Source organism: Streptomyces sp. NPDC045968 (assembly GCF_056430475.1).
The window spans coordinates 33,780-54,573 of sequence record NZ_JBWKLF010000017.1; the positions used below are offsets into that span (position 1 = coordinate 33,780).

Genomic DNA, 20,794 nt, shown 5'->3' on the forward strand with positions numbered 1-20,794 from the left:
CCCCACGGACAACCGCCCCCGGCTACTCCGCCTGCTCCGCCTGCTCCGCCCTCTTGGCTATGCCGGCCAGCACACCGGCCGGGTCCCCGTTCGGCTCCACCGCAGTGCCGATGCTCTCCTTGATGGCCTCGCTGGCCTGCGCCCAGGACGTCTTGGCGAACGGGTAGAACTGCGAGTTCGGCAGCGCCGCCAGGAACTCCCGCAGCGGCTTGTGCCGGGCGTCGGTCTCCATCGACGCGGAAGCGCTGTCGGTGACCGGCAGCATGTCGTACTCGTCCGCGAACGCGAGCACGTTCTCGTCGTTGTATGCGAAGTCGAAGAACTTGCCGATCTCCGCGCGGTGCTCGTTCTGCTTGAAGCCCATCATCCAGTCGGCCACACCCATCGAGCCCCTGGTCGGCCCGTCGACGCCGGGCAGCGGCACCATTCCGACCTCGACGCCCTCCTTCTCGGCGTCCTCCATCAGCGTCGGGTGCCCGTTGAGCATGCCCACCTGGCCGCGTGTGAACGCGTCGAACGCCTTCGCCCGGTCGAGCTTGCCCGGGGCGACGGGCCCGGTGAGCCCCTTGCCGACGAGGTTGTCCTTCAGCCAGGTGAGCGTGGCGATGTTCTCCGGGGAGTCGATGTTGTAGCCACCGACGTCGTCCGTGTAGCCGCCACCGCCGCTCAGCAGCCACATCAGGGTCTCGGCCTGGGACTCCTCGGGGCCGAGGGGCAGCGCGAAGGGGTAGCGGACACCGCGCTGCTTGAGCAGGGTGGCGTCCCGCTGGATGTCGGCCCAGGTCTTGGGCGCGTCCAGCCCCGCGTCGCTGAAGAGCTTCTTGTTGTAGAAGAGCAGCCGCGTGCTGGCGATGAACGGCAGCCCGTACTGCTCTCCGTTGACCATGCCCGCATCGCTCAGCGAGGGAAGGAAGTTGGCCTGCGTACGGATCGCCAGCATCTGGTCGGCCGAATAGAGCTTGTCCTTCTTCGCGTAGTCCGCGTACGCGCCGATCTGCGCGATGTCCGGGGCCTTGTCCTCCGCCACCATCTCGGCCACCTCGCGGTCGACGTCCTTCCACGCGTACACGTGGACGTCGACCTTGATACCGGGGTGGGCGGCCTCGAAGTTCCGGGCGAGGTTGTTCCAGTACGTCTCGGACGTGTTCGCCGCGCTGGTGCCGTAATCGGCCGCCACGAACTTCAGCGTCACGTCACCGGAGCCACTGCCTGTCCCGCAGCCCGACAACGTTGCCGTCATACCCAGTGCGGCCACCGCCGCGGTCACACCCAAAAAGCGCCGCTGCACGGCCTCGCCCATCCTCATCGAATACATCGCTTGCATATCGCTCACATCGCCCCGCCGAAGGGCGATTTTCCCCCACGTTCATCGAGAGGTCTACACCACGCCAGTCTCGCTTCGGCAACGTATCGGCACCGTCCGATTTTGTATGGAGCCGCAACAAACCGAGATAGTGGACTAGACCTTTTGCGGCCGGGGGGCGAAACTGTCTCCCGTGAGACATGTCATCGCCCTCGATGTGGGCGGCACAGGAATGAAGGCCGCACTGGTCGGGGCCGACGGAACCCTGCTCCACGAGGCGCGGCGGGCCACCGGCAGGGAGCGCGGTCCCGACGCCGTCGTGGAGACGATCCTCGCGTTCGCCGCCGAACTGCGCGCGTACGGCGAGGAGCACTTCGGCACCGGCGCGGTCGCCGCGGGCGTCGCCGTGCCCGGCATCGTCGACGCCGAGAACGGCATCGCGGTCTACGCGTCGAACCTCGGCTGGCGCGACGTACCCATGCGCGCCCTGCTCGCCGAACGGCTCGGCGGCGTACCCGTCGCGCTCGGCCACGACGTCAGGACCGGCGGCCTCGCCGAGGGCCGGATCGGCGCGGGCAAGGGCGCCGACCGCTTCCTCTTCGTACCGCTGGGCACCGGCATCGCCGGCGCCATCGGCATCGCGGGCTCCATCGAGGCGGGCGCCCACGGCTACGCGGGCGAGATCGGCCACATCGTCGTCCGGCCGGACGGCCCGGACTGCGGCTGCGGCCAGCGCGGCTGCCTGGAGACCCTGGCCTCCGCCTCCGCGGTGACCCGGGCCTGGGCCGCCGCCTCCGGAGACCCCGACGCGGACGCCGCGGACTGCGCGAAGGCCGTCGAGTCCGGCGACCCGGCCGCCGTACGGGTCTGGCAGGACGCGGTCGACGCCCTCGCCGCCGGACTGGTCACCGCCCTCACACTGCTGGACCCCCGCACGCTCATCATCGGTGGCGGGCTGGCCGAGGCGGGGGAAACCTTGTTCACACCACTGCGTGCGGCTGTCGAGGAACGCGTCACGTTCCAGAAGCTGCCTCACATCGTTCCGGCGGCCCTCGGGGACACCGCCGGATGCCTGGGCGCAGGGCTGCTCGCCTGGGATCTTCTCTCCACGGAGGTATCCGCCTGATGGCCGGACGCGCAGACAGCACCGTTCTCTCAGGCGCCCGGGTGGTGCTGCCGACCGGGACGGTGGAGAACGGCCGGGTGATCGTCGAGGGCGGCAGGATCGCCGGCAGCACGACGGAGGACGCCCGCACCGTCGATCTGACCGGCCACTGGGTCGTGCCCGGCTTCGTCGACATGCACAACCACGGCGGCGGCGGCGCGTCCTTCACCTCCGGCACCGTGGACGAGGTCCTGACCGGCGTCCGTACGCACCGCGAGCACGGCACCACCACCCTGGTGGCCTCCACCGTCACCGGAGAAATGGACTTCCTCGCCCAGCGGGCCGGAGTCCTCTCCGAGCTGGTCCAGCAGGGCGACCTGGCCGGTATCCACTTCGAGGGCCCGTTCATCTCCCCGTGCCGCAAGGGCGCCCACAGCGAGGCACTGCTGCGCGACCCGGACCCGGCCGAGGTCCGCAAGCTGATGGACGCGGCGCACGGCACGGCGAAGATGTTCACCCTCGCCACCGAACTGCCCGGCGGCATCGACTCGGTGCGCCTGCTCGCCGAGCACGGGGTGATCGCCGCGATCGGGCACACCGACGCGACGTACGAGCAGACCGTCGAGGCGATCGACGCGGGCGCCACCGTCGCCACGCACCTCTACAACGCGATGCCGGGCCTCGGCCACCGCGCGCCGGGCCCGATCGCGGCCCTCCTGGAGGACGAGCGGATCACCGTCGAGCTGATCAACGACGGCACGCATCTGCACCCCGCCGCGCTCCAGCTGGCCTACCACCACGCGGGCGCCTCCCGCGTCGCGCTGATCACGGACGCGATGGACGCGGCCGGGTTCGGTGACGGCCGGTACCAGCTGGGCCCGCTCGCGGTCGAGGTGAAGGACGGCGTCGCCCGCCTGGTGGAGGGCGACTCGATCGCCGGCTCCACGCTCACCCTGGACACCGCCTTCCGCCGGGCCGTGACCATCGACCGGATCCCCGTCGGCGACGTCGTCCAGTCCATCTCCGCCAACCCGGCGCGACTGCTCGGCGTGTACGACAAGGTCGGCTCCCTGGAACCGGGCAAGGACGCGGACCTCGTGGTCCTGGACGAGGACTTCGTCCTCAAGGGCGTCATGCGCAAGGGCGAGTGGATCATCGAGCCCCGGCTCGCGTGACCTCGCGGCCGGGCGGCGCGCCCAGCCGGTAAGGCAGCGCCCAGCGCGTAACGAAGAGACGGCGGTTGCCCCGGACACCTGGGACGACAGCCGTCTCTTTGGCATGATCACCAAGGCATTGACCAAGAGAGGGAAAGCGCGTACTACGGGGCGCTACACAGGAATCGGAGACCGGCACAGGTGATCCTGACCGTCACACTCAACACGGCGCTCGACCTGACGTACGCCGTCCCGGCCCTCGTCCCGCACACCAGCCACCGGGTCACCGAACTCTCCGAGCGCCCCGGCGGCAAGGGCCTCAACGTCGCCCGGGTACTCGCCGCACTGGGCCACGAAACGGTCGTCACCGGCTTCGCGGGCGGCCCCACCGGAGCCGTCCTGCGCGACCTGCTGGCTCCGCTCCCGCCGCGCGACGCACTCGTCGGCGTCGCCGGGAACACCCGCCGCACCATCGCCGTCGTCGACGCCGCCACCGGCGACACCACCCAGCTGAACGAACCGGGCCCGCACATATCCGCCGAGGAATGGGCCCGCTTCCTTCGTACGTACGAGGAACTGCTCACCGGAGCCGAAGCGGTCGCCCTCTGCGGCAGCCTCCCGCCCGGCATCCACGTGGGCGCCTACGCCGAGCTGGTCCGCCTCGCCCGCACCGCCCGGGTCCCCGTCCTCCTGGACACCAGCGGCGAGCCCCTGCGCAGGGGCATCGCCGCCCGCCCCGACCTGATCAAGCCCAACGCCGACGAACTGGCCCAGCTCACCGGAGCCCGCGAACCCCTGCGCGCCGCCCGCGACGCCTGCCGCCGCGGCGCACACGGCGTGGTCGCCTCCCTGGGCGCGGACGGCATGCTCGCCGCCACCCCGGACGGCATCTGGCGCGCCTCCCCGCCCGCCGCCGTGCGGGGCAATCCGACGGGCGCGGGCGACTCCGCGGTGGCCGGGCTGATCTCCGGCATCGCCGAGGGCCTGAGCTGGCCTGACCGGCTGACGCGGGCGGTGGCCCTGTCGACGGCGACCGTGCTGGCTCCGGCCGCGGGTGAGTTCGACAGCGCTGCCTACGCGAAGCTGCTGACGGGTGTCCGCGTGGAGCAGCAGGCGGCCTGACCTCCGAGCCCACAAACGCCTCGTCCCGGCTCGCGCGAGGCGAAGACCGGGACGGGGGCGGTTCCTGAACGGACCGGGCGGGGCTACTTGATGTGGCCCGCCTTCAGCGAGAGCTGGTCGAGATTGGCGTCGCACTGGTCGCCCGTCTCGCACGAGAGCTTCAGTGTGTTGGAGCCCTTGGTGAGGTTGACGTACGCGTACGTGTTCGTCCACCCCTTCTCCAGATCGCCCTCCGCGGCGTGCGCGAAGTTCGTCATGTTGATCGAGCGGGGCGCCTCGGCGTTGACCGTGAGGGTCGTCTTGGCGTCCTTGCCGGGCACGCCGTACGTCACGTACAGCGTATAGGGCCCGGCCTCCGGCACGTCGACCGTCCACGTCGCCGAGCGGCCGACCTCGTTGAGGCTGATGTACTGGCCGTTCGCGCTCTTGGCGCCCTTGACGGTGTTCTCCAGGGCCGCCGTACCACCGAGCGTCAGCGTCGCCGCGTCCTGCTTCGGGAGGTCGGCCGGCTTCTCCGGCTTCTTGGACTCCTCCGCCTTCGGGGTCTCCTCGACCTCACCGGCGGGCCCGGCCGACGTAGCGGCCTCGTTCTTCTTCTTGTCGGCGTCGCCGTCGTCGGAGAGAAGAGCGGCGCCGATGCCGATGAGCACGACCGCGACCACCGCGACCGCCGCGATCAGCAGCGCCTTGGTGTTGGGGCCGCCCCTGCCGGAGCCGCCACCCCTGCCGCCCTGCTGCGGGATCTGCGCCGTGCCGCCGGGATAGGTCTCGGGGGCCGCGTACTGCGGGTGCGGCTGACCGTACGGCGCCTGGGGCGGCTGGCCGTAGGCCTGCTGATGCGGAACCTGCTGCCCGTACTGGCGCTCGCCCACGGTCCGCACCTGGTTGTACGAGGTTCTGGGCACGCCGGGCTGAGCGGCCGGACCGGGGTAGCCGTAGCCGCCCTGGCCGGGCGCCTGGGCGCCCGCCGCCTGTCCGTCCGCGTACAGGTAGCCGAACGGATCGTCGTCCTCGGGTTTGCTCGTGCCGTTGTTCCCGGCCGTCATCCCTGGGTCACTCCTCACCATGTCGCCAGCCGTCGCCGACCGGCCGAGCCTACCTCGAACGGAGCACGGCTCTCATTGCCGCTGCACCCTCCTGGGGGGCATCGGAAACCGGGGCGGGGTAGGGGGATGGCCTTGCCGTAAACCTCAGCCGGCTCTGCGGTGAACCTTCGACCGGGAGCGCTTTTCGACGTACATCCGCTGGTCGGCGGAGCGCAGGACCTCTTCAGCGGTCATTCCGCACTCGGCCCAGCCGATGCCGAAACTCGCACCTACCCTGACCGCCCTGCCGTCCACCCGGATGGGCGGAATAATGGCATTACGCAAGCGTACGGCCAGATCTGCGGCATCCGCGGCCCCGAGGCCGTCCGCGAGGACGACGAATTCGTCACCTCCGAGCCGCGCGACCGTGTCCCCGTCCCGCACACAGGTGGTGAGCCGCCTGGCCACCTCGATCAGGACGGCGTCCCCGGTGTGATGTCCGAAACGGTCATTGATCGACTTGAAGCCGTCGAGGTCGCAGAAGAGGACCGCGAGGCCCTTCGAACCGTCGTCGTGCTCGGTGTCCGGCGCCGCCGTGTGCACGTGGTGGTCGTACGGGCCGCCGCCCGGCACCGGGTCCGCGTCGTAGCCGTCGGCCTGGTAGCCGTGCACCCGGGAGGCCTCGGGATCGCCGTACGCCGCGTCCAGCGCCTCGATCGCGGTCGAGGCCACCGAGTGGGGACGCTCACAGAGCCGGGCACCGAGCCTGGCCCGCAGTTCGGCGCTGTTGGGCAGGCCGGTGAGCGCGTCGTGCGAGGCACGGTGCGCGAGATGCAGCTCGTGACGCTTGCGCTCCTCTATGTCCTCGACGTGGGTGAGGAGGAAGCGGGGGCCGTCGGCGGTGTCCGCGACGACCGAGTTGCGCAGCGAGACCCAGAGGTACGTGCCGTCGCGGCGGCCGAGCCGCAGCTCGGCCCGGCCACCCTCGGCCGACGTACGGAGCAGGGTGCCGATGTCCTCGGGGTGGACGAGGTCGGCGAAGGAGTAGCGGCGCAGTACGGAGGCGGGGCGGCCCAGGAGACGGCACAGGGCGTCGTTGGTGCGGAGCAGCCTGCCGTGCTGGTCACCGCCCATTTCGGCGATGGCCATACCGCTGGGCGCGTACTCGAACGCCTGCCGGAAGGACTCCTCGCTGGCCCGCAGCGCCTGCTGTTCGCGTTCGAGCCGGACCAGGGCCCGCTGCATGTTTGCTCGGAGGCGAGCGTTACTGATCGCAATCGCGGCCTGTGACGCGTACATCTGGAGCGCTTCGCGGCCCCACGCGCCGGGCCGGCGCATGTTGCGCGGCCGGTCGACGGATATCACGCCGAGGAGGTCGTGCCCGCCACCTGACGCGTACATCGGCGCGTACAGCCGGTCCAGGGGGTGCCACTCGTCCTCGAAGCGGGGCTCGGGGCCCTCGGTGTGCCACTGGGGCACGTCGTCTTCGAGGAGGACCCAGCCCTGGGTGTGGGGTATGAAGCGGAGCTCGTCCCAGGCCTCGCCCATGGCCAGCCTGCGCTCCCAGGACTCGCGGGAGCCGACCCGTCCGGTGATCAGCGCCTCGGCCGCGGAGTTGCCCGCGAACGCGGCGACGACGAGGTCGCCGTCGGGCCGCACCAGGTTCACGCAGCCCAGTTCGTAACCGAGGCCGGAGACGATCCCGTCGGCCACGGTCTGCAGGGTGTCCGCCAGACTCCGAGCCGTGTTGAGATCAGCGACGGCCTGGTGCAGCTGCCGCATGGTCGCAAGGCGGACGTAGGGTTCCGACTCGGCCTCCATTGCTCGCACTCCCCGAGACCTCGACAGCAACTCCAGGTTTCATATCGACGTACTTGTTGCAGTGTCACGGCCACTGAATCACAGTGAGCTGTGCACCCGGTACACAGGGTCAACAAAAACTGCCCTCTGTGAGCCAAGTCACAACAGGGGATGAAGGGGCTGCGGAGCACCTCCGGGACCTTCCGTCGTTTTCTTGAACGCAAATCTGTACGTTGCAGTCCGTTGCGCCCGGGCGCGCGGGCCACCGCGGCGCGTGGCCTGATTCCGGGGTCCTAGGACCCGCCTGGTCCCCTGGTCCGATGCGGGCGGGCGCGGCACCGGACTAGCGTGCCGGGTGTGTTGCAGACGAAGCCCCCCACGCCGCGTTCCGAGCCCGTCCCCCATGCTGAGGGGGTGAGCAACGACGAGTTCCGCGCCGCCCTCGGCCGACTGGCCGCGGGTGTCGTGCTGGTCACCGCCCAGGAGCCACCGCTCGACGAGCACGGCCGGGGCGAGGACGTCGGCATGACGGCGACAGCCTTCATGTCGGTCTCCCTCGACCCGCCCCTGGTCATGGTCAGCCTGCGCAACGACTCCCGGATGGACGACCTGCTGGCCGAGCAGCCCCTGTGGGCGGTCTCGGTCCTCGCGGAGAGCCAGCGCCACATCGCGGGCCGGTTCGCCATGAAGGGCCGGATCAGCGACCGGCTGCTGTTCGCGGACATCCCCTACACCCGGGGCGAGGTGACCCAGGCCCCTCTGATCGGCGGAGCGCTCGCGACGCTGGAGTGCCGGACGGAGCAGCGGGTGCTCGCGGGCGACCACACCCTGGTGATCGGGCGGGTGCTGACGGCCGGTCTGCCGAGCGCGGACGGCGAGCCGCTGACGTACTTCAAGGGCCGCTACCGCCAACTGGGCTGAGGCACTGCCGGGTGGCGTCGCGGCCGCTCGGCCTGGCCTCACCGGTCGGGGCTCAGCCCGTTCTCACAGGCCGGGGCTCAGCCCGTTCTCACCAGTCGCGGCCCGAGCGGCCGCGCTTCGTGTCGCCGCGCTGCTTCTTCTCGCGCAGCCGGCGCTCGTTGATCCCGCGCGGAATCCTGCGCTTGACGCGCGCCTTGGGGGGCGGTGCCGTGGCCTCGGCGAGCAGTGCGGCGAGCCGGACGGCGGCCGTTTCGCGGTTGCGCCACTGGGAACGGTGCTCGGACGCCCGTACCACCACCACCCCGTTGACCAGCTTGTTCGCCAGCCGTTCCAGCGCACGTGCCTTCCACACCTCGGGGAGCGACTCGGTCGCCGCGAGGTCGAAGCGGAGTTCCGCCTGCGAGTCGCTGGTGTTGACGTGCTGCCCGCCAGGCCCCGAGGACCGCGAGAAACGCCACATGAGCTCGGCCTCCGGCAGGGAGACCGCACCGCGGATGACATAGGGCCCGGACATGACACCCATGTTCCCCGGCTCACGGCCTGTTCGTCACCTTCTTTTGCCGGTCCACTGCCGGACCGCCGCCGACCGCTTTCCCGGACCCGCGTTCGGATTGCGCCAGAAGTTCGGCAAAGAAAGTAAAGCGAACAGGAACCTCGTGGTCTGTTGCCTGCGTTATGACGGGTGACGGTAGCTTTCGTGAGGGCACGAAAGCCCGTATACGACGAGGAAAGGGACTTCCCATGGCAGTAAGCCTGTCCAAGGGCGGCAACGTCTCGCTCACCAAGGAGGCACCGGGCCTTACCGCCGTCACGGTCGGCCTCGGCTGGGACGTCCGCACCACCACCGGCACCGACTTCGACCTCGACGCCTCGGCGATCGCGGTCAACACCGCCGGCAAGGTCTTCTCCGACGGTCACTTCGTCTTCTTCAACAACAAGGCGACGCCGGACCAGACCATCGTCCACACCGGTGACAACGTCACGGGCCAGGGCGAGGGCGACGACGAGCAGATCAACGTCAACCTGGCAGGTCTGCCGGCCGACATCGACAAGATCGTCTTCCCGGTCTCGATCTACGACGCCGAGACCCGCAGCCAGAACTTCGGCCAGGTCCGTAACGCGTTCATCCGCATCATCAACCAGGCCGGTGGCACGGAGCTCGCGCGCTACGACCTGAGCGAGGACGCCGCCACCGAGACCGCCATGGTCTTCGGCGAGCTCTACCGCAACGGTGCCGAGTGGAAGTTCCGCGCGGTCGGCCAGGGTTACGCGTCGGGTCTGCGCGGCATCGCCCAGGACTTCGGCGTCAACCTCTGATCTCACCGCTCGGGCATCCTCGGCGCCGAACCGCCGGGGCTCACCCCAGTGCTCCGGGAGCCCCCGGCCGCGTCCTGTCGGCCGGGGGCTCCCGCGCGTCGCGCGCGAAGGGCCCCGCACCCCGTTCGCCGGCCGGTCTAAGGTGCGCCGCATGATCATCGAACCGCTGGCGCCGGTCGACCACGACATCCCCGGCCCCCTGCTCACCGAACTCACCGCGCTGTACGCGTCGAACCGCGCCTTCCAGCAGCTCAGCGGCGACTTCCCGGACCCGGACGACATCCGTCCCGAGCAGGTCGCCGCCGCCCTCGCCGCCGAACTGGCGCAGCCGGACGCCGAAGTGCTCCTCGCCCGGTCGCGCGGCCGCCTGGTGGGCGTCGCGATCACCCTCGCGCACCACCCCGACCCGGCCGACCCCGACCCGTGGATCGGCCTGCTGATGGTCGACGCCGGTGAGCACCGGTCCGGGTACGGGAGGGAACTGGCGGAACGCGTCGAGGAACGCTTCCGCGCGGCGGGGCGGCAGGGGGCACGGCTCGCGGTCCTGGAGAACAACCCGAAGGCGCTCGCCTTCTGGACGGCGCTCGGCTACGAGATCATCGACCACCGCCCCGACCGCCACCTGAACCGCCCGTGCGCCGTCCTGCGCAAGACGCTGGTCACGGCCTGAGCGGCGCGTCCGGATCGTCCGGGCGGCCGTCGCCGTACAGCCAGGTGTCCCACAGTCCGCTCAGGTCCAGGCCGGTCCGCCGCTCCGCGTAGGCGGTGAAGTCGTCCGTCGACGCGTTGCCGTGCCGGTGCGCCTTCGCCCACCCCCTGAGCAGGCCGAAGAACGCCTCGTCGTCGTCCACCGTCTGGCGGAGCTTCTCGATCACCATGGCGCCGCGCCCGTACACCGGCGGGGCGGAGAGTTCCGCGGCGCTCGGCGGAACCGCGGGCGGGAACGCCCAGTTGTCGTCGTCCACGAAGGCCGCGTCGAAACTCTCCCGCGTCGGGGTGCCCTCGACATCCTCGGCCCAGAGCCACTCCGCGTACGTGGCGAGGCCCTCGTTGAGCCACATGTCCCGCCAGGTCTCGGGCGTGACCGAATTACCGAACCACTGGTGGGCCAGCTCGTGGACGAGGAGGCCGGTGGTGGGCGCGCCGGGGAAGACCGGCCGGTTCTGGGTCTCCAGCGCGTATCCGGCGTCGTCCGGCCGGTCGATGACCGCGCCGGTGGAGGAGAAGGGGTAGGGGCCGAACTTCCCTGCCGCCCACGTCATGACGTCGGGGACACGGGCGAGGGCGGGGGCGCTCGCCCTGGCCACCTTCGGGTCCACGGCGGTGAAGACCTCAAGGCCCTCGGGGGTCTTGGAGCTCTTCGTCGTGTAGCGGCCGATGGCGACCGTCGCGAGATAGCTCGCCAGGGGCTCGGCGGTGCGCCAGCGGTAGGTGGTGCGGCCGCCGGACGTCCGGCGGGAGACCGGCTCGCCGTTGGATACGGCCGTCAGGCCCTTCGGGACAGTGACGGCGATGTCGTACGACGCCTTGTCGCTCGGGTGGTGGTTGCCGGGGAACCAGGTCATGGACCCGGTCGGCTGGCCGAGCGCCAGGGCCCCGTCCGCGGTCTTCAGCCATCCCTCCCGCGACTCGTCCCGGTCGGTGATCGTCTGCGGGGCGCCGGAGTAGTGGACCACCGTGCGGAACGTCCGGCCCTTGCGCAGGCGGTCCTCGACGTCGGCGGCCGGGCGCAGGGTCAGTTCGCTGCCCGCGCGGTTCACGGCGGCCGGGCGCCCCTCGACGCGCGCGCTCGCGACGTCGAGCCCGGCGAGGTCGAGGTTGAAGGCGCTGAGGTCCTGGGTGGCGCGGGCGGTGATCCTCGCGGTACCGCGCAGTTCGTCCCGGCCGGGACGGACGTCCACGTCCAGATCCAGGTCGTAGTGCGTGACGTCGTAGCCGCCGTTGCCGAGCCTCGGGAAGTACGGGTCGCGCAGCCCGGCCGCGCCGGGCTTGCCCTCCACCCCGGCGGTGACAGCGGTGCAGGAAGTGGCGACGGTGGTCAGGGCGAACAGGAGGGCGACGGCGGACGCCGGGCGCCGTATCGGAGTTCGGTGATCCACACCGGTGATCCTATGTACGGAATGTCGGGTGGGGCACGTCGGTGGGTGGTGACGGAGGACAGACTCGGAGAGGGTCTCGGCCCCGGCCCCGGCCCCGGCCCCGGTCCCGGCCCCGGTCCCGGTCTCGGCCCCGGTCTCGGTCGGTCTCGGTCGGTCTCGGTCGGTCTCGGTCCCGGAGGCGGCCTCAGAGGACGGCGATGCCGAGGGGGCGCTCGCCGCCGCCGGTCCTGACCGGCTTCCGGTCTCCCGTGAGGTCGACGACGGTGATCCCGTCCCAGTACCCGTCGCGGGTGAAGCCCCCGGTGACGTACGCCGTCCGGCCGTCCTTCGACACCGCCACGTCCTCGTGCGGCCCCTCCAGGGGAACGAGGCGCTCCTTGCCGTCCGGCGTACGGATGGTGAGGGAGGGGGCGTGGTCGTCGGAGGCGATCGGACCGGTACCGACGACCAGGAGGGTGCCGTCGGGAGCGAGGGCCACGCCGTGCTGGTGGGTGTTGGCGCTCATGTCCTCGATCGCGACCTTGCCGGTGCGCGGGTCGAGGACGGCGAGCCGCTCACCCTCGAAGGGCAGGAGCAGCCTTCCGTCATCCGGGCGTACGACGGCGTAATGCGGTTTCAGCCAGGAGGCGAGCCCGCCCTCGGTGCCGTACGGAGCCACTTCCATGCGCCGGCTCTTCAGCGAGTCCGTGCGGACCGCCGTGACGTCGAACGAGTCGTGGCCGGTGGCGTACACCTCGCGGCCGTCGGCCGAGACGTCCACGTCGAAGGGGCGGCGGCCGACCGGGACGGTGCCGGTCACCTCGCGGGTCGCGGTGTCGATGACCTCCAGCCTCCCGTTGCCGCCGGGGACATTGACTCCGACGTAGACGTGCCGGCCGTCGGGCGCGAGGGCGATGCCCATGCCGCCGCCCCGGTATTCGCCGGTCGTGACCGGTCCGGTCTCCGTCTCGTACGGGATGAGGGCGAGCCGGGTCCGGGTGGCCGTGTCGACGACCGCGACGCCTTCCGCGGTCGCCACCCAGGCCCGGCCGTCCGCGCCGACGGCGAGACCGTACGGGGCGGTGCCGACCTCGACGGAATCCCCGGCGGAGTCGCGGGGCGCGGAATCGGCGCCCGGGTTCAGGAACGTCACCGTGTCACTGCCGAAGTCGGTGACGAGAAGGGTGCCGTCGGGGACGGATGTGGCGGCGGGGGCGCTCGGCGCGGTCGTCCCGGTTGCCTCCGTCGCCCCGTTCGTCGTGTCCGCCGCGCACCCCGCGAGGACGGCGGCCGCCGCGAGCGCCGGCAGCGCTCGGCGCAGGCTCATCGGTTACTCCCGGCTCCGGCGTCCCGGAGCAGCGCCGCGATCTCCGTGAAGCCACGCCGTTCCGCGTGCGCCAGCGCGGTGACCCCGTCCCCGTCCGGCAGACCGGGCGTCGCGCCGGCGGCCAGCAGCAGCGCCACGATCTCCTGGTGCGCCCGGCCGCCCTCGCCGAGGATGACGGCCTCCAGCAGGGCGGTCCAGCCCAGGCGGTTGACGTGGTCGACGTCCGAGTCCGTCAGGCGCAGCACCTCACGTACGTACGCGACATGGCCGCGCTCGCTCGCCGGGATGACGGAGATACCGCCGAACCTGTTGCGGAGCTTCAGGTCGGGACCGGCCGGCAGCAGGACGTGCAGCATGGCGACGCTGCCGGTGACACCGGTGGCGAGCCACGGGCTCTCCTCCCGCCGGTCCTGCGCGTCGGGGTCGGCCCCCGCCGCGACCAGGACCCGGGCCACTTCGACGTGGTCGCCGAGCACGGCGAGGAGCAGCGGCGTACGCAGCTCCTCGTCGCGGACGTCGACGCGGGCGCCGCCCTCGATCGCGGCCCGCACACCGTCGGTGTCGCCGGTGCGGGCGGCTTCGAGCAGCTTCTGATCGAGGGCCTTCATGCGCGGTCTCCTGTCTCCCCGTCTCCGAGGGCGAGCGGTGCGGTCCTACCGGTTGAGGGCGGCGACGCCGGCCTTGGCGAACTTCTCGTCGAGGTCGCCGCTCGGGGCACCGGCGACACCGATGCCGGCGACCGGGGCGCCCTTGACCTGGACCGGGGCGCCGCCACCGAGGAAGAGGGTGCCGGGGATGTCCTTCAGGTTCGGGGTCTGCTCCAGGCGCTTGACCAGCTCGGAGGTGGGCGCGTTCCAGGAGACGGCGGTGTACGCCTTCTTCACGGCCGACTCCGGCGACTGCGGACCGGCACCGTCGCCGCGCAGCTCCACGATGGTGTTGCCGTTGCGGTCGACGACGGCCACGGAGACACGCTGGTTCTCCTTCGCCGCGGCGTCGAGGGTGGCCTGCGCGGCCTTGGTGGCGGCGGCCACGGTGAGGTGCGTGGTCTGCTGGAGGTTCCTGTTGGCGGCGTCGGCCTGGACGGCCGCGGCGGGGGCGGCGGCCGGGGTGGTGGCGTTCGCGGACATCGCGCCGAAGGTTCCGGCGCTCAGGGCGGCGGCGGCGACGGCACCGGTCAGGACACGGGTACGCAGCGACATCTTCTTCATGGTGGCTCCTCGGAGTGAGTCGTTCGGCTGTTTCGCTCTGCTATCGATCCTCCGGCCGGAACCGGGCCCGTACCGTCGGCGTACCGGCTCGACGCGGCGCCCGGAACGGTTGACGGCCCCATCGGCCGATCGGTTGATGCGGGAGTCGTACCAAGGGGTCACCATGGAGGTGTTCTGCGCAGGTCAGCGCAGGTCAGCGCAGGTCAGCAGGTCATCACCGGTCATCACAGGTCATCGGCAGGGACGGGGGTAAGCGGTGCGGCACCGAACCGAACACCGAACCGAACCGGACCTGAGCGCCGACCCCGACGCACGGTGGCTCGCGCTTCTCATGCACGCCGCGTTCTTCCTGCTGCTGAGCGCCTCGCTCGCCCGCTTCCTGCTCCGCCACCCCGGCGAGGCGCGCACCCCGTGGATCATCGCACTGTCGGTCGTCCTCGCCCTGCTGTACCTCCTGGGCCCGGTGCTCGGCTCCCGGCCCACCCCCCGCCGGCTGGTGTGGCTGAGCGTCCTGGTCGTTGTCTGGATGGTCCTGGTCCTCCTCGCACCGAGCTACGCGTGGTGCGCGGTGCCGCTCTTCTACACCGGGCTGCGGATTCTGCCGCCCCGTGCGGCGTACGCCCTCGTCGCGCTGCTGACCGTGTTCGTCGTCGTCGCGCAGCTGAGCCTGGCCAAGGGTTTCGATCCCAACCTCGTCCTGGCCCCGCCCGCCGTGGCCGCCGTCGCCACCGCCGTCTTCGTCCAGATGCAGCGCCAGGCGGCACGCCAGCGGGAACTGGCCGCACAGCAGCGCGAACTGATCGACGCCCTGTTGCGTACGCGGCGCGAACTGGCGGCGACCGAGCGACGCGAAGGGACCCTCGCCGAGCGCCAGCGGCTCTCCATGGAGATCCACGACACCCTGGCTCAGGGCCTGTCGAGCCAGCAGATGCTGCTCCAGGCCGCCGACCGCACCTGGGACGCCGACCCGTCCGCCGCCCGCCGCCACGTCCTCACGGCGACGGGCATCGCGGAGCGCAATCTCGCCGAGGCGCGCCGCTTCGTCCACGATCTGGCCCCGGCCGATCTGGCGGAGGGAGGCGGTCTGGAGGCGGCGCTGCACGCGCTCGCCGCCCGCGAGACGGTCCAGGGCCGGATCACCGTCCACTGCCATGTCGAGGGCACCCCGCACACGGCACTGCCCGACCGGGTCCAGTCCGCGCTGCTGCGGATCGCCCAGGGGGCGTTGTCGAACGTACGCGAGCACGCGGAGGCGACGGCCGCGGCCGTGACGCTGACCCACCTCGGTGACCGGGTCGTCCTCGACATCGCCGACAACGGCCGCGGCTTCAGCCCATCCGCGCCGGCGGCCCGGCCGCCCGGCAGCCTGCGCGGCCACGGGCTTCCGGCGGTCCGGGCACGCGTCCAGCAGCTCGGGGGAACCCTGACGATCGAGTCCGCACCGGGCGAGGGCACGGTCCTGACGGCGTCGATCCCGCTCTACCCGGCGCCCCCGCCATCGCCACCGCCCGCCCCGCCCCTGCCACCCGAGGAACCCGTATGACCTCGACGAAGGACCCCGTATGACGTCGAACGCACCCGGAGCCGTACGCATCCTGCTCTGCGACGACCACGCCGTCGTACGCGCGGGGCTGCTCGCCCTGCTCGGCAGCGAACCGGACATCGAGGTCGTCGGTGAGGCGGGCAGCGGCGAGGAGGCCGTCGCGCTGGCCGCCCGGCTCACCCCGGACGTCGTGCTGATGGACCTGCAACTGGGCCAGGGAATCGACGGCGTCGAGGCCACCCGCCGCATCGCGGCCACCGGTGGCACCCACGTCCTGGTCCTCACCACGTACGACACGGACGCCGACATCACGCGCGCGATCGAGGCGGGCGCCACCGGCTATCTGCTCAAGGCCGAACGCCCTGAGGAACTGTTCGCGGCGATCCGCTCGGCGGCACAGGGCCGCACGACGCTCTCCCCGCCGGTCGCCAGCCGGGTCATGGCCCGGATGCGCAAGCCGCTGCCGACCCTCACCGAGCGGGAGCTCGACATCCTGGGCCAGCTCTCACAGGGGCTCGGCAACCGCGACATCGCCCGCGCGCTGTTCATCAGCGAGGCCACGGTCAAGACGCACCTGGGCCGCATCTACGACAAGCTCGGCGTCGACACCCGCGCGGGCGCGGTCGCCGTGGCGAAGGAACAGCGCCTGCTGTCGTAGGCGGAGACCGAGCCCGTCCGGCGTCTGGTGCCGGGCATGACACCATCGACATGTGCTCGACATCGGCTACTCCCTCTCCCGACGCTTCCCCGATCCTCCGCAGACCGACTACCGCCGCGCGGACGTCCGTGCCCTGCGGCACGACCTGTTCTCCGGGGACGTCTATCTCGCGGACACCAAGGCCGACCGCGAGGTATCCACAGCCTGGGGATGGGTTCCGGTGCTCGACTTCGCGTGGGCGCTGTGCGACATCGTGGAGCAGATCGACCAGGACCCCCGCGGCAACCGCTCGCACCGCCAGCAGTACGCCGAGCTGGACTTCACCGAGTCCTCGGACCGGATGATGTTCGAGCGCCGCTTCGGCTGGGTGGACGTCGAGGCGGACTGGATGCCCGGTGACGAGCCCCCGCTGACCTTCAGCCACTCGCTCCTGCGCCGCGAGGCCCGCGATTTCCTGCACGACCTGATCGCCGACCTGGCCGACATGCACGAAGGCCTCGCCGACAACCCCATCGTCTGGGACCTCCAGGCCCGCTTCCCCCGCCTGCGATGACCGGCCCGCGAGGCCCCCGCCCCCGCGTCACGCCTCCACCCGCACGCCGATCTGGGCCGCGAACGCCGGGGCCAGCTCCATCAGCTGCGACGGGCTGATCACCGCCCCCGCCAGCTGCTCCACGCCCCGCGCGATGTCCAGCTCGGCGACCGTCCGCAGATCCACCGACTCCATCCGTACGGCACTGAAGTCGGCCCGCTTCAGCACACAGTCCCGGAACTCCACCCGGACCAGATGGGCGCCCCCGAAGTCCGGCTCGGACAGCACACAGCCCTCGAAGACCACGTCCTTGAGCCGCGCCTTCCGCAGATTCAGATAGTCGATCTTCCCGCCGCGCACCAGCACCCGCTCCAGCGCCGCGCCGTGCAGCTGCACCCCGCCCAGCCGCGCGTCCACGATCTCCACGTCACGCAGCGACGCCCCCGCGAGGTCGGTGCCCACGCCCCGTACGCCCGTCAGGACCGAGTCGATGAACCGGGATCTGGTCAGCTCCGTACGGTCCAGGGCGCAGCCGTCCAGCGAGCAGTCCATGAAGCGGGCGCCGGGACCCGACTGGTCGGCCAGGTCCACCGCCTCGAAGTGCACGCTGTCGTAGTCCCCGTCCGGCTCCAGCTCCTCCCCGTCGTACGCGATGAGCGGCGGCAGCCTGACCTCCGCCCGCCGCGCCGCCGCGACGCCGTCCTTCCTGGCCCCGCCCTTGCCGCTCCTGCTGCTCCTGCTGGTGGTTCCTGCCATGCCCCCATCGTGACGCACGCCACTGACAGCACCCCGGCGCGGATGTCACGAACCCGGCCCCGCCAACCGTCCTCTACGCAGAACCACCCCCAGTCGCCACGGTCAAGGAGCTCCGGCCATGCAGCGCATCCACGTCGTCGGCGGAGGTTTCGCCGGTCTCACCGCGGCCGTCACCGCCGCGGAATCCGGCGCCCTCGTCACCCTCCACGAGGCCCACCACACCCTCGGCGGGCGGGCCAGGACCGCCGAAGGCCCCTACCTCACCAACGAAGGACCGCACGCCCTGTACTGCCGCGGCCCGCACTGGACCTGGCTCAGGCAGCGCGGTCTCCTCGGCGCGACCGCCTCCGTACCGCCCCTCGAAGGCGCCCGCTTCCGCTTCCGCCGCGACGGCGTCAGCCGCAGGACCCCGCCCCTGGCCATGCTGAGGCTGAGCCGCCGCAGCCCCCGGCAGGCCCCCGTCGGCCGCGACTTCCTCGGCTGGGCCACGGACCAGGTCGGCGAACAGGGTGCCCGCGCCGCCGCGCACTACATGGGAGTGGCGCTCTTCCACCACGACCCCGGCTCGCTCTCCGCCGCGTTCGTCCAGGAGCGGCTGCACCGGGCGGCGGCGCTGCCGCCCGAGGCGCGCTACCCGGTCGGCGGGTGGGCGCAGATCATCGACCGGATGGCGGCCCACGCCTGGAACCTGGGCGTACGGATCGAGACCACCGAGCGCGTCGACGCCACCGCGCTCGCCGCCCTCGCGCAGAACGGCCCGGTGATCGTCGCGACCTCCCTCGACGCCGCCCGCACCCTGCTCGACGACCCCACGCTGGCCTGGGAGAGCGGCCGTACCGCCCTGATCGACCTCGCGGTACGGACCCGGCGGGGCGACGCGTTCGTCGTGTCCGACCTCGACGCACCCGGCTGGATCGAACGCTTCACCGCCCAGGACCGCACCCTCGCCCCGGCCGGCGAGCAGCTGGTCCAGGGCCAGATCCCGATCGCGCCCGGCACCCCCAGGGCGGACGGCATCGCCCGCGCCGAGCAACTCCTCGACCTCGGCTTTCCCGACTGGCGCGAGCGCACCACCTGGCGGCGCGAGGCCCTGGCCACCGGCCGGACGGGCGCGGTCGACCTGCCCGGCACGACCTGGCGGGACCGGCCGGCCATCGACCGGGGCGACGGGATCTTCCTGGCGGGCGACCAGGTCGCCGCTCCCGGGCTGCTCAGCGAGGTGTCGTTCAACAGCGGGATCGAGGCCGCGGTGCTCGCCCTCAAGGGGGTGGCCCGGCGTTCCGGAAGAGGGCTTGACCTCAAGGGCGCTTGAGGTCGGAGGCTGGACGCAGCAACCGAGAAGCCGACGGATCCGACCGTCGGCACCGCCCCGGGGAGCCCTCATGCACGCCATCCGCCTCCACGCCTTCGGCCCGGCCGAGAACCTCACGTACGAGCGGACGGAGGACCCCGTCCCCGCCCCCGGCCAGGTCCGGATCGCGGTCGCCGCGGCGGGGGTGCATCTCCTCGACACCGCCCTGCGCGAGGGTATGACCGGCCCGTACCCCGCCCCCGCGGAACTGCCCACGATCCCCGGCCGCGAGGTCGCCGGAACCGTCGAATCACTCGGTGAGGGAACCGATCCCGCCTGGCTCGGCAGACGCGTCGTCGCCCATATCGGCATGGTGCCGGGGGGTTACGCCGAACTGACCGTCGTCGACGCCGACAAGCTCCACGAGATCCCGGCCGGACTCGACGAGGCCGAGGCGGTCGCCATGATCGGCACCGGCCGCACCACGATGGGCATCCTCCAGTTCACCGAACTCGGCCCGGAATCCGTGGCGATCGTCCCGGCCGCCGCCGGAGGCATCGGCACCCTGCTCGTGCAGTACGCCAAGAACGCCGGAGCCACCGTCATCGGCCTGGCGGGCGGCCCCGCCAAGGTCGCCTCCGTCCGTGCGAACGGCGCGGACCTCGCGGTCGACTACACCCTCCCCGACTGGCCCCGCCGGGTCCGCGACCACCTCGACGGGCTGGGCCGCGGTGCCACGGTCGTGTACGACTCGGTGGGCGGCGCCACCGGCCGTGCCGCCGTCGACCTCCTCGCCGAGGGCGGCCGGCACATCGTCTTCGGCTGGTCGGGCGAAGGACTCCACGACGGCCAGGCGCTCACCTTCACCCCCGAGGAGCTCGCCGAACGAGGCATCACGTCCGAGGGCGTGCTCGGCCCCGTCATGATCCAGAAGGCGGGCGGCCTGCGCGCCCTGGAGAACCGCGCCCTGGCGGAGGCGGCGGCGGGCCGGCTCCGCCCCGCGGTCCAGCGCTACCCGCTCGCGGAGGCCGCCGCCGCCCACCGCGCCCTGGAGAACCGCGGCACGATGGGCAAGGTCGTCCTCGTCCCGTAGAACGGGACCCCGCTACCGCCCGCCGAGCTCCGCCAGCGCACCGTCACTGAGGCGGTACACCGTCCACTCCTCCTGGGGCCGGGCGCCCAGCGACTCGTAGAAGGCGATGGACGGTGCGTTCCAGTTCAGGACCGACCACTCCAGGCGCCCGTAACCCCGCTCCGCGCAGATCCGCGCCAACTCCGTGAGCAGCGCCTTCCCGTGACCCCCGCCGCGCCGCTCCGGGCGGACGTACAGGTCCTCCAGGTAGATGCCGTGCACCCCGCGCCAGGTCGAGAAGTTGAGGAACCACAGCGCGAAGCCGACGACCTCGCCGTCCTCGTCTGACACGGCGATGTGCGCGTACGCGGCGGGCCGCTCACCGAACAGCGCTTCGTGCAGCTGCTCCTCGGTGGCGTTGGCCTCGTCGAGGGCCTTCTCGTACTCGGCCAGCTCACGGACCATGGCGTGGATGGCGGGGACATCGGCGGGAGTAGCGATACGAATCATGGAGGCAGCGTAAACACCCGGCCCACGAACACTCCTGCGGATTACACACCCTCCAGCACGGCGGCGAAC

General features: G+C 71.8%; 21 protein-coding genes. 11 read left to right on the forward strand and 10 right to left on the reverse strand.

All coding sequences use genetic code 11. The features are described from left to right. Window positions 1–22 precede the first annotated feature (22 nt). Complete coding sequence (locus AC07FA_RS32805) at window positions 23–1,300, reverse strand: ABC transporter substrate-binding protein (RefSeq protein ID WP_479080026.1); 1,278 nt, start codon at window positions 1,298–1,300, stop codon at window positions 23–25. A gap of 196 nt (window positions 1,301–1,496) precedes the next feature. Between AC07FA_RS32805 and AC07FA_RS32810 the strand changes: the two genes are divergently transcribed. From AC07FA_RS32810 to AC07FA_RS32820, 3 genes are all read left to right on the forward strand, one after another. Then, window positions 1,497–2,429, forward strand: coding sequence for an ROK family protein (locus AC07FA_RS32810; RefSeq protein ID WP_479079989.1), 933 nt, complete (start codon window positions 1,497–1,499; stop codon window positions 2,427–2,429). Beyond that, the gene (gene nagA, locus AC07FA_RS32815) at window positions 2,429–3,583 is read left to right on the forward strand and encodes an N-acetylglucosamine-6-phosphate deacetylase (protein WP_479079990.1); all 1,155 of its coding nucleotides are present in this window, start codon (window positions 2,429–2,431) and stop codon (window positions 3,581–3,583) included. The genes AC07FA_RS32810 and nagA overlap by 1 nt, the downstream gene beginning before the upstream one ends. 180 nt (window positions 3,584–3,763) lie before the next feature. Beyond that, window positions 3,764–4,684, forward strand: a complete 921-nt coding sequence (locus AC07FA_RS32820) for a 1-phosphofructokinase family hexose kinase (protein WP_479079991.1) — start codon at window positions 3,764–3,766, stop codon at window positions 4,682–4,684. 83 nt (window positions 4,685–4,767) lie between these two features. On the opposite strand, the gene AC07FA_RS32825 is transcribed toward AC07FA_RS32820, so the two are convergent. Both AC07FA_RS32825 and cdgB read right to left on the reverse strand, forming a co-directional pair. After that, on the reverse strand, window positions 4,768–5,730 hold the full coding sequence (locus AC07FA_RS32825; protein ID WP_479079992.1) for a carbohydrate-binding protein: 963 nt from the start codon (window positions 5,728–5,730) through the stop codon (window positions 4,768–4,770). A gap of 144 nt (window positions 5,731–5,874) precedes the next feature. Continuing rightward, entirely contained in the window at window positions 5,875–7,530 is a 1,656-nt protein-coding gene (cdgB, locus tag AC07FA_RS32830) for a diguanylate cyclase CdgB (protein ID WP_479079993.1), read from the reverse strand. Between the two features lie 393 nt (window positions 7,531–7,923). Between cdgB and AC07FA_RS32835 the strand changes: the two genes are divergently transcribed. Next, window positions 7,924–8,430, forward strand: coding sequence for a flavin reductase family protein (locus AC07FA_RS32835; RefSeq protein WP_479079994.1), 507 nt, complete (start codon window positions 7,924–7,926; stop codon window positions 8,428–8,430). Window positions 8,431–8,518: 88 nt separating this feature from the next. On the opposite strand, the gene arfB is transcribed toward AC07FA_RS32835, so the two are convergent. Further along, entirely contained in the window at window positions 8,519–8,953 is a 435-nt protein-coding gene (gene arfB, locus AC07FA_RS32840) for an alternative ribosome rescue aminoacyl-tRNA hydrolase ArfB (RefSeq protein ID WP_328905061.1), read from the reverse strand. A 218-nt stretch (window positions 8,954–9,171) separates the two neighbouring features. On the opposite strand from arfB, the gene AC07FA_RS32845 reads away from it, so the two are divergent. Next, window positions 9,172–9,747, forward strand: coding sequence for a TerD family protein (locus tag AC07FA_RS32845; RefSeq protein WP_328905060.1), 576 nt, complete (start codon window positions 9,172–9,174; stop codon window positions 9,745–9,747). A gap of 151 nt (window positions 9,748–9,898) precedes the next feature. Further along, the gene (locus AC07FA_RS32850) at window positions 9,899–10,417 is read left to right on the forward strand and encodes a GNAT family N-acetyltransferase (protein ID WP_479079995.1); all 519 of its coding nucleotides are present in this window, start codon (window positions 9,899–9,901) and stop codon (window positions 10,415–10,417) included. Here the strand turns inward: AC07FA_RS32850 and AC07FA_RS32855 are convergent. The 4 genes from AC07FA_RS32855 to AC07FA_RS32870 form a co-directional block, all read right to left on the reverse strand. After that, window positions 10,407–11,846 carry a M1 family metallopeptidase gene (locus tag AC07FA_RS32855; RefSeq protein WP_479079996.1) on the reverse strand — a complete coding sequence of 480 codons (1,440 nt, stop codon included), beginning with the start codon at window positions 11,844–11,846 and terminating at the stop codon, window positions 10,407–10,409. The genes AC07FA_RS32850 and AC07FA_RS32855 overlap by 11 nt on opposite strands. A 184-nt stretch (window positions 11,847–12,030) precedes the next feature. Then, a complete protein-coding gene (locus tag AC07FA_RS32860; protein WP_479079997.1) occupies window positions 12,031–13,152 on the reverse strand; it encodes a YncE family protein in 1,122 nt (373 codons plus the stop codon). Further along, complete coding sequence (locus AC07FA_RS32865; protein ID WP_479079998.1) at window positions 13,149–13,760, reverse strand: ankyrin repeat domain-containing protein; 612 nt, start codon at window positions 13,758–13,760, stop codon at window positions 13,149–13,151. Before AC07FA_RS32865 ends, AC07FA_RS32860 begins: the two co-directional genes overlap by 4 nt. A 45-nt stretch (window positions 13,761–13,805) precedes the next feature. Then, entirely contained in the window at window positions 13,806–14,363 is a 558-nt protein-coding gene (locus AC07FA_RS32870; RefSeq protein WP_479079999.1) for a GlcG/HbpS family heme-binding protein, read from the reverse strand. A gap of 256 nt (window positions 14,364–14,619) precedes the next feature. On the opposite strand from AC07FA_RS32870, the gene AC07FA_RS32875 reads away from it, so the two are divergent. Genes AC07FA_RS32875 through AC07FA_RS32885 form a run of 3 tightly spaced genes read left to right on the forward strand, consistent with a single transcriptional unit; the run spans window position 14,620 to window position 17,117 of the window. After that, the gene (locus tag AC07FA_RS32875) at window positions 14,620–15,906 is read left to right on the forward strand and encodes a sensor histidine kinase (protein ID WP_479080000.1); all 1,287 of its coding nucleotides are present in this window, start codon (window positions 14,620–14,622) and stop codon (window positions 15,904–15,906) included. Between the two features lie 19 nt (window positions 15,907–15,925). After that, entirely contained in the window at window positions 15,926–16,564 is a 639-nt protein-coding gene (locus AC07FA_RS32880) for a response regulator (protein WP_479080001.1), read from the forward strand. Between the two features lie 52 nt (window positions 16,565–16,616). After that, window positions 16,617–17,117, forward strand: coding sequence for a hypothetical protein (locus tag AC07FA_RS32885; protein WP_479080002.1), 501 nt, complete (start codon window positions 16,617–16,619; stop codon window positions 17,115–17,117). Window positions 17,118–17,144: 27 nt separating this feature from the next. Here the strand turns inward: AC07FA_RS32885 and AC07FA_RS32890 are convergent, their stop codons facing one another. Next, window positions 17,145–17,852 carry a pentapeptide repeat-containing protein gene (locus AC07FA_RS32890; RefSeq protein WP_479080003.1) on the reverse strand — a complete coding sequence of 236 codons (708 nt, stop codon included), beginning with the start codon at window positions 17,850–17,852 and terminating at the stop codon, window positions 17,145–17,147. Window positions 17,853–17,970: 118 nt separating this feature from the next. On the opposite strand from AC07FA_RS32890, the gene AC07FA_RS32895 reads away from it, so the two are divergent. Next, a complete protein-coding gene (locus AC07FA_RS32895; RefSeq protein ID WP_479080004.1) occupies window positions 17,971–19,164 on the forward strand; it encodes an NAD(P)-binding protein in 1,194 nt (397 codons plus the stop codon). Window positions 19,165–19,234: 70 nt separating this feature from the next. Beyond that, window positions 19,235–20,236 carry a zinc-binding dehydrogenase gene (locus AC07FA_RS32900; RefSeq protein WP_479080005.1) on the forward strand — a complete coding sequence of 334 codons (1,002 nt, stop codon included), beginning with the start codon at window positions 19,235–19,237 and terminating at the stop codon, window positions 20,234–20,236. 12 nt (window positions 20,237–20,248) lie between these two features. On the opposite strand, the gene AC07FA_RS32905 is transcribed toward AC07FA_RS32900, so the two are convergent. Next, window positions 20,249–20,725 carry an N-acetyltransferase family protein gene (locus AC07FA_RS32905; protein ID WP_479080006.1) on the reverse strand — a complete coding sequence of 159 codons (477 nt, stop codon included), beginning with the start codon at window positions 20,723–20,725 and terminating at the stop codon, window positions 20,249–20,251. Window positions 20,726–20,794 lie beyond the last annotated feature (69 nt).

What these genes read in the sequence shown, in the direction of transcription:
- AC07FA_RS32900 (WP_479080005.1), top strand. Translation starts at nt 19,235, where the DNA reads ATGCACGCCATCCGCCTCCACGCCTTCGGCCCGGCCGAGAACCTCACG.
- AC07FA_RS32905 (WP_479080006.1), bottom strand. Translation starts at nt 20,725, where the DNA reads ATGATTCGTATCGCTACTCCCGCCGATGTCCCCGCCATCCACGCCATG.
- AC07FA_RS32845 (WP_328905060.1), top strand. Translation starts at nt 9,172, where the DNA reads ATGGCAGTAAGCCTGTCCAAGGGCGGCAACGTCTCGCTCACCAAGGAG.
- AC07FA_RS32805 (WP_479080026.1), bottom strand. Translation starts at nt 1,300, where the DNA reads ATGGGCGAGGCCGTGCAGCGGCGCTTTTTGGGTGTGACCGCGGCGGTG.
- AC07FA_RS32860 (WP_479079997.1), bottom strand. Translation starts at nt 13,152, where the DNA reads ATGAGCCTGCGCCGAGCGCTGCCGGCGCTCGCGGCGGCCGCCGTCCTC.
- cdgB (WP_479079993.1), bottom strand. Translation starts at nt 7,530, where the DNA reads ATGGAGGCCGAGTCGGAACCCTACGTCCGCCTTGCGACCATGCGGCAG.
- AC07FA_RS32895 (WP_479080004.1), top strand. Translation starts at nt 17,971, where the DNA reads ATGCAGCGCATCCACGTCGTCGGCGGAGGTTTCGCCGGTCTCACCGCG.
- nagA (WP_479079990.1), top strand. Translation starts at nt 2,429, where the DNA reads ATGGCCGGACGCGCAGACAGCACCGTTCTCTCAGGCGCCCGGGTGGTG.
- AC07FA_RS32870 (WP_479079999.1), bottom strand. Translation starts at nt 14,363, where the DNA reads ATGAAGAAGATGTCGCTGCGTACCCGTGTCCTGACCGGTGCCGTCGCC.
- AC07FA_RS32880 (WP_479080001.1), top strand. Translation starts at nt 15,926, where the DNA reads ATGACGTCGAACGCACCCGGAGCCGTACGCATCCTGCTCTGCGACGAC.
- AC07FA_RS32865 (WP_479079998.1), bottom strand. Translation starts at nt 13,760, where the DNA reads ATGAAGGCCCTCGATCAGAAGCTGCTCGAAGCCGCCCGCACCGGCGAC.
- AC07FA_RS32890 (WP_479080003.1), bottom strand. Translation starts at nt 17,852, where the DNA reads ATGGCAGGAACCACCAGCAGGAGCAGCAGGAGCGGCAAGGGCGGGGCC.
- AC07FA_RS32850 (WP_479079995.1), top strand. Translation starts at nt 9,899, where the DNA reads ATGATCATCGAACCGCTGGCGCCGGTCGACCACGACATCCCCGGCCCC.
- arfB (WP_328905061.1), bottom strand. Translation starts at nt 8,953, where the DNA reads ATGGGTGTCATGTCCGGGCCCTATGTCATCCGCGGTGCGGTCTCCCTG.
- AC07FA_RS32825 (WP_479079992.1), bottom strand. Translation starts at nt 5,730, where the DNA reads ATGACGGCCGGGAACAACGGCACGAGCAAACCCGAGGACGACGATCCG.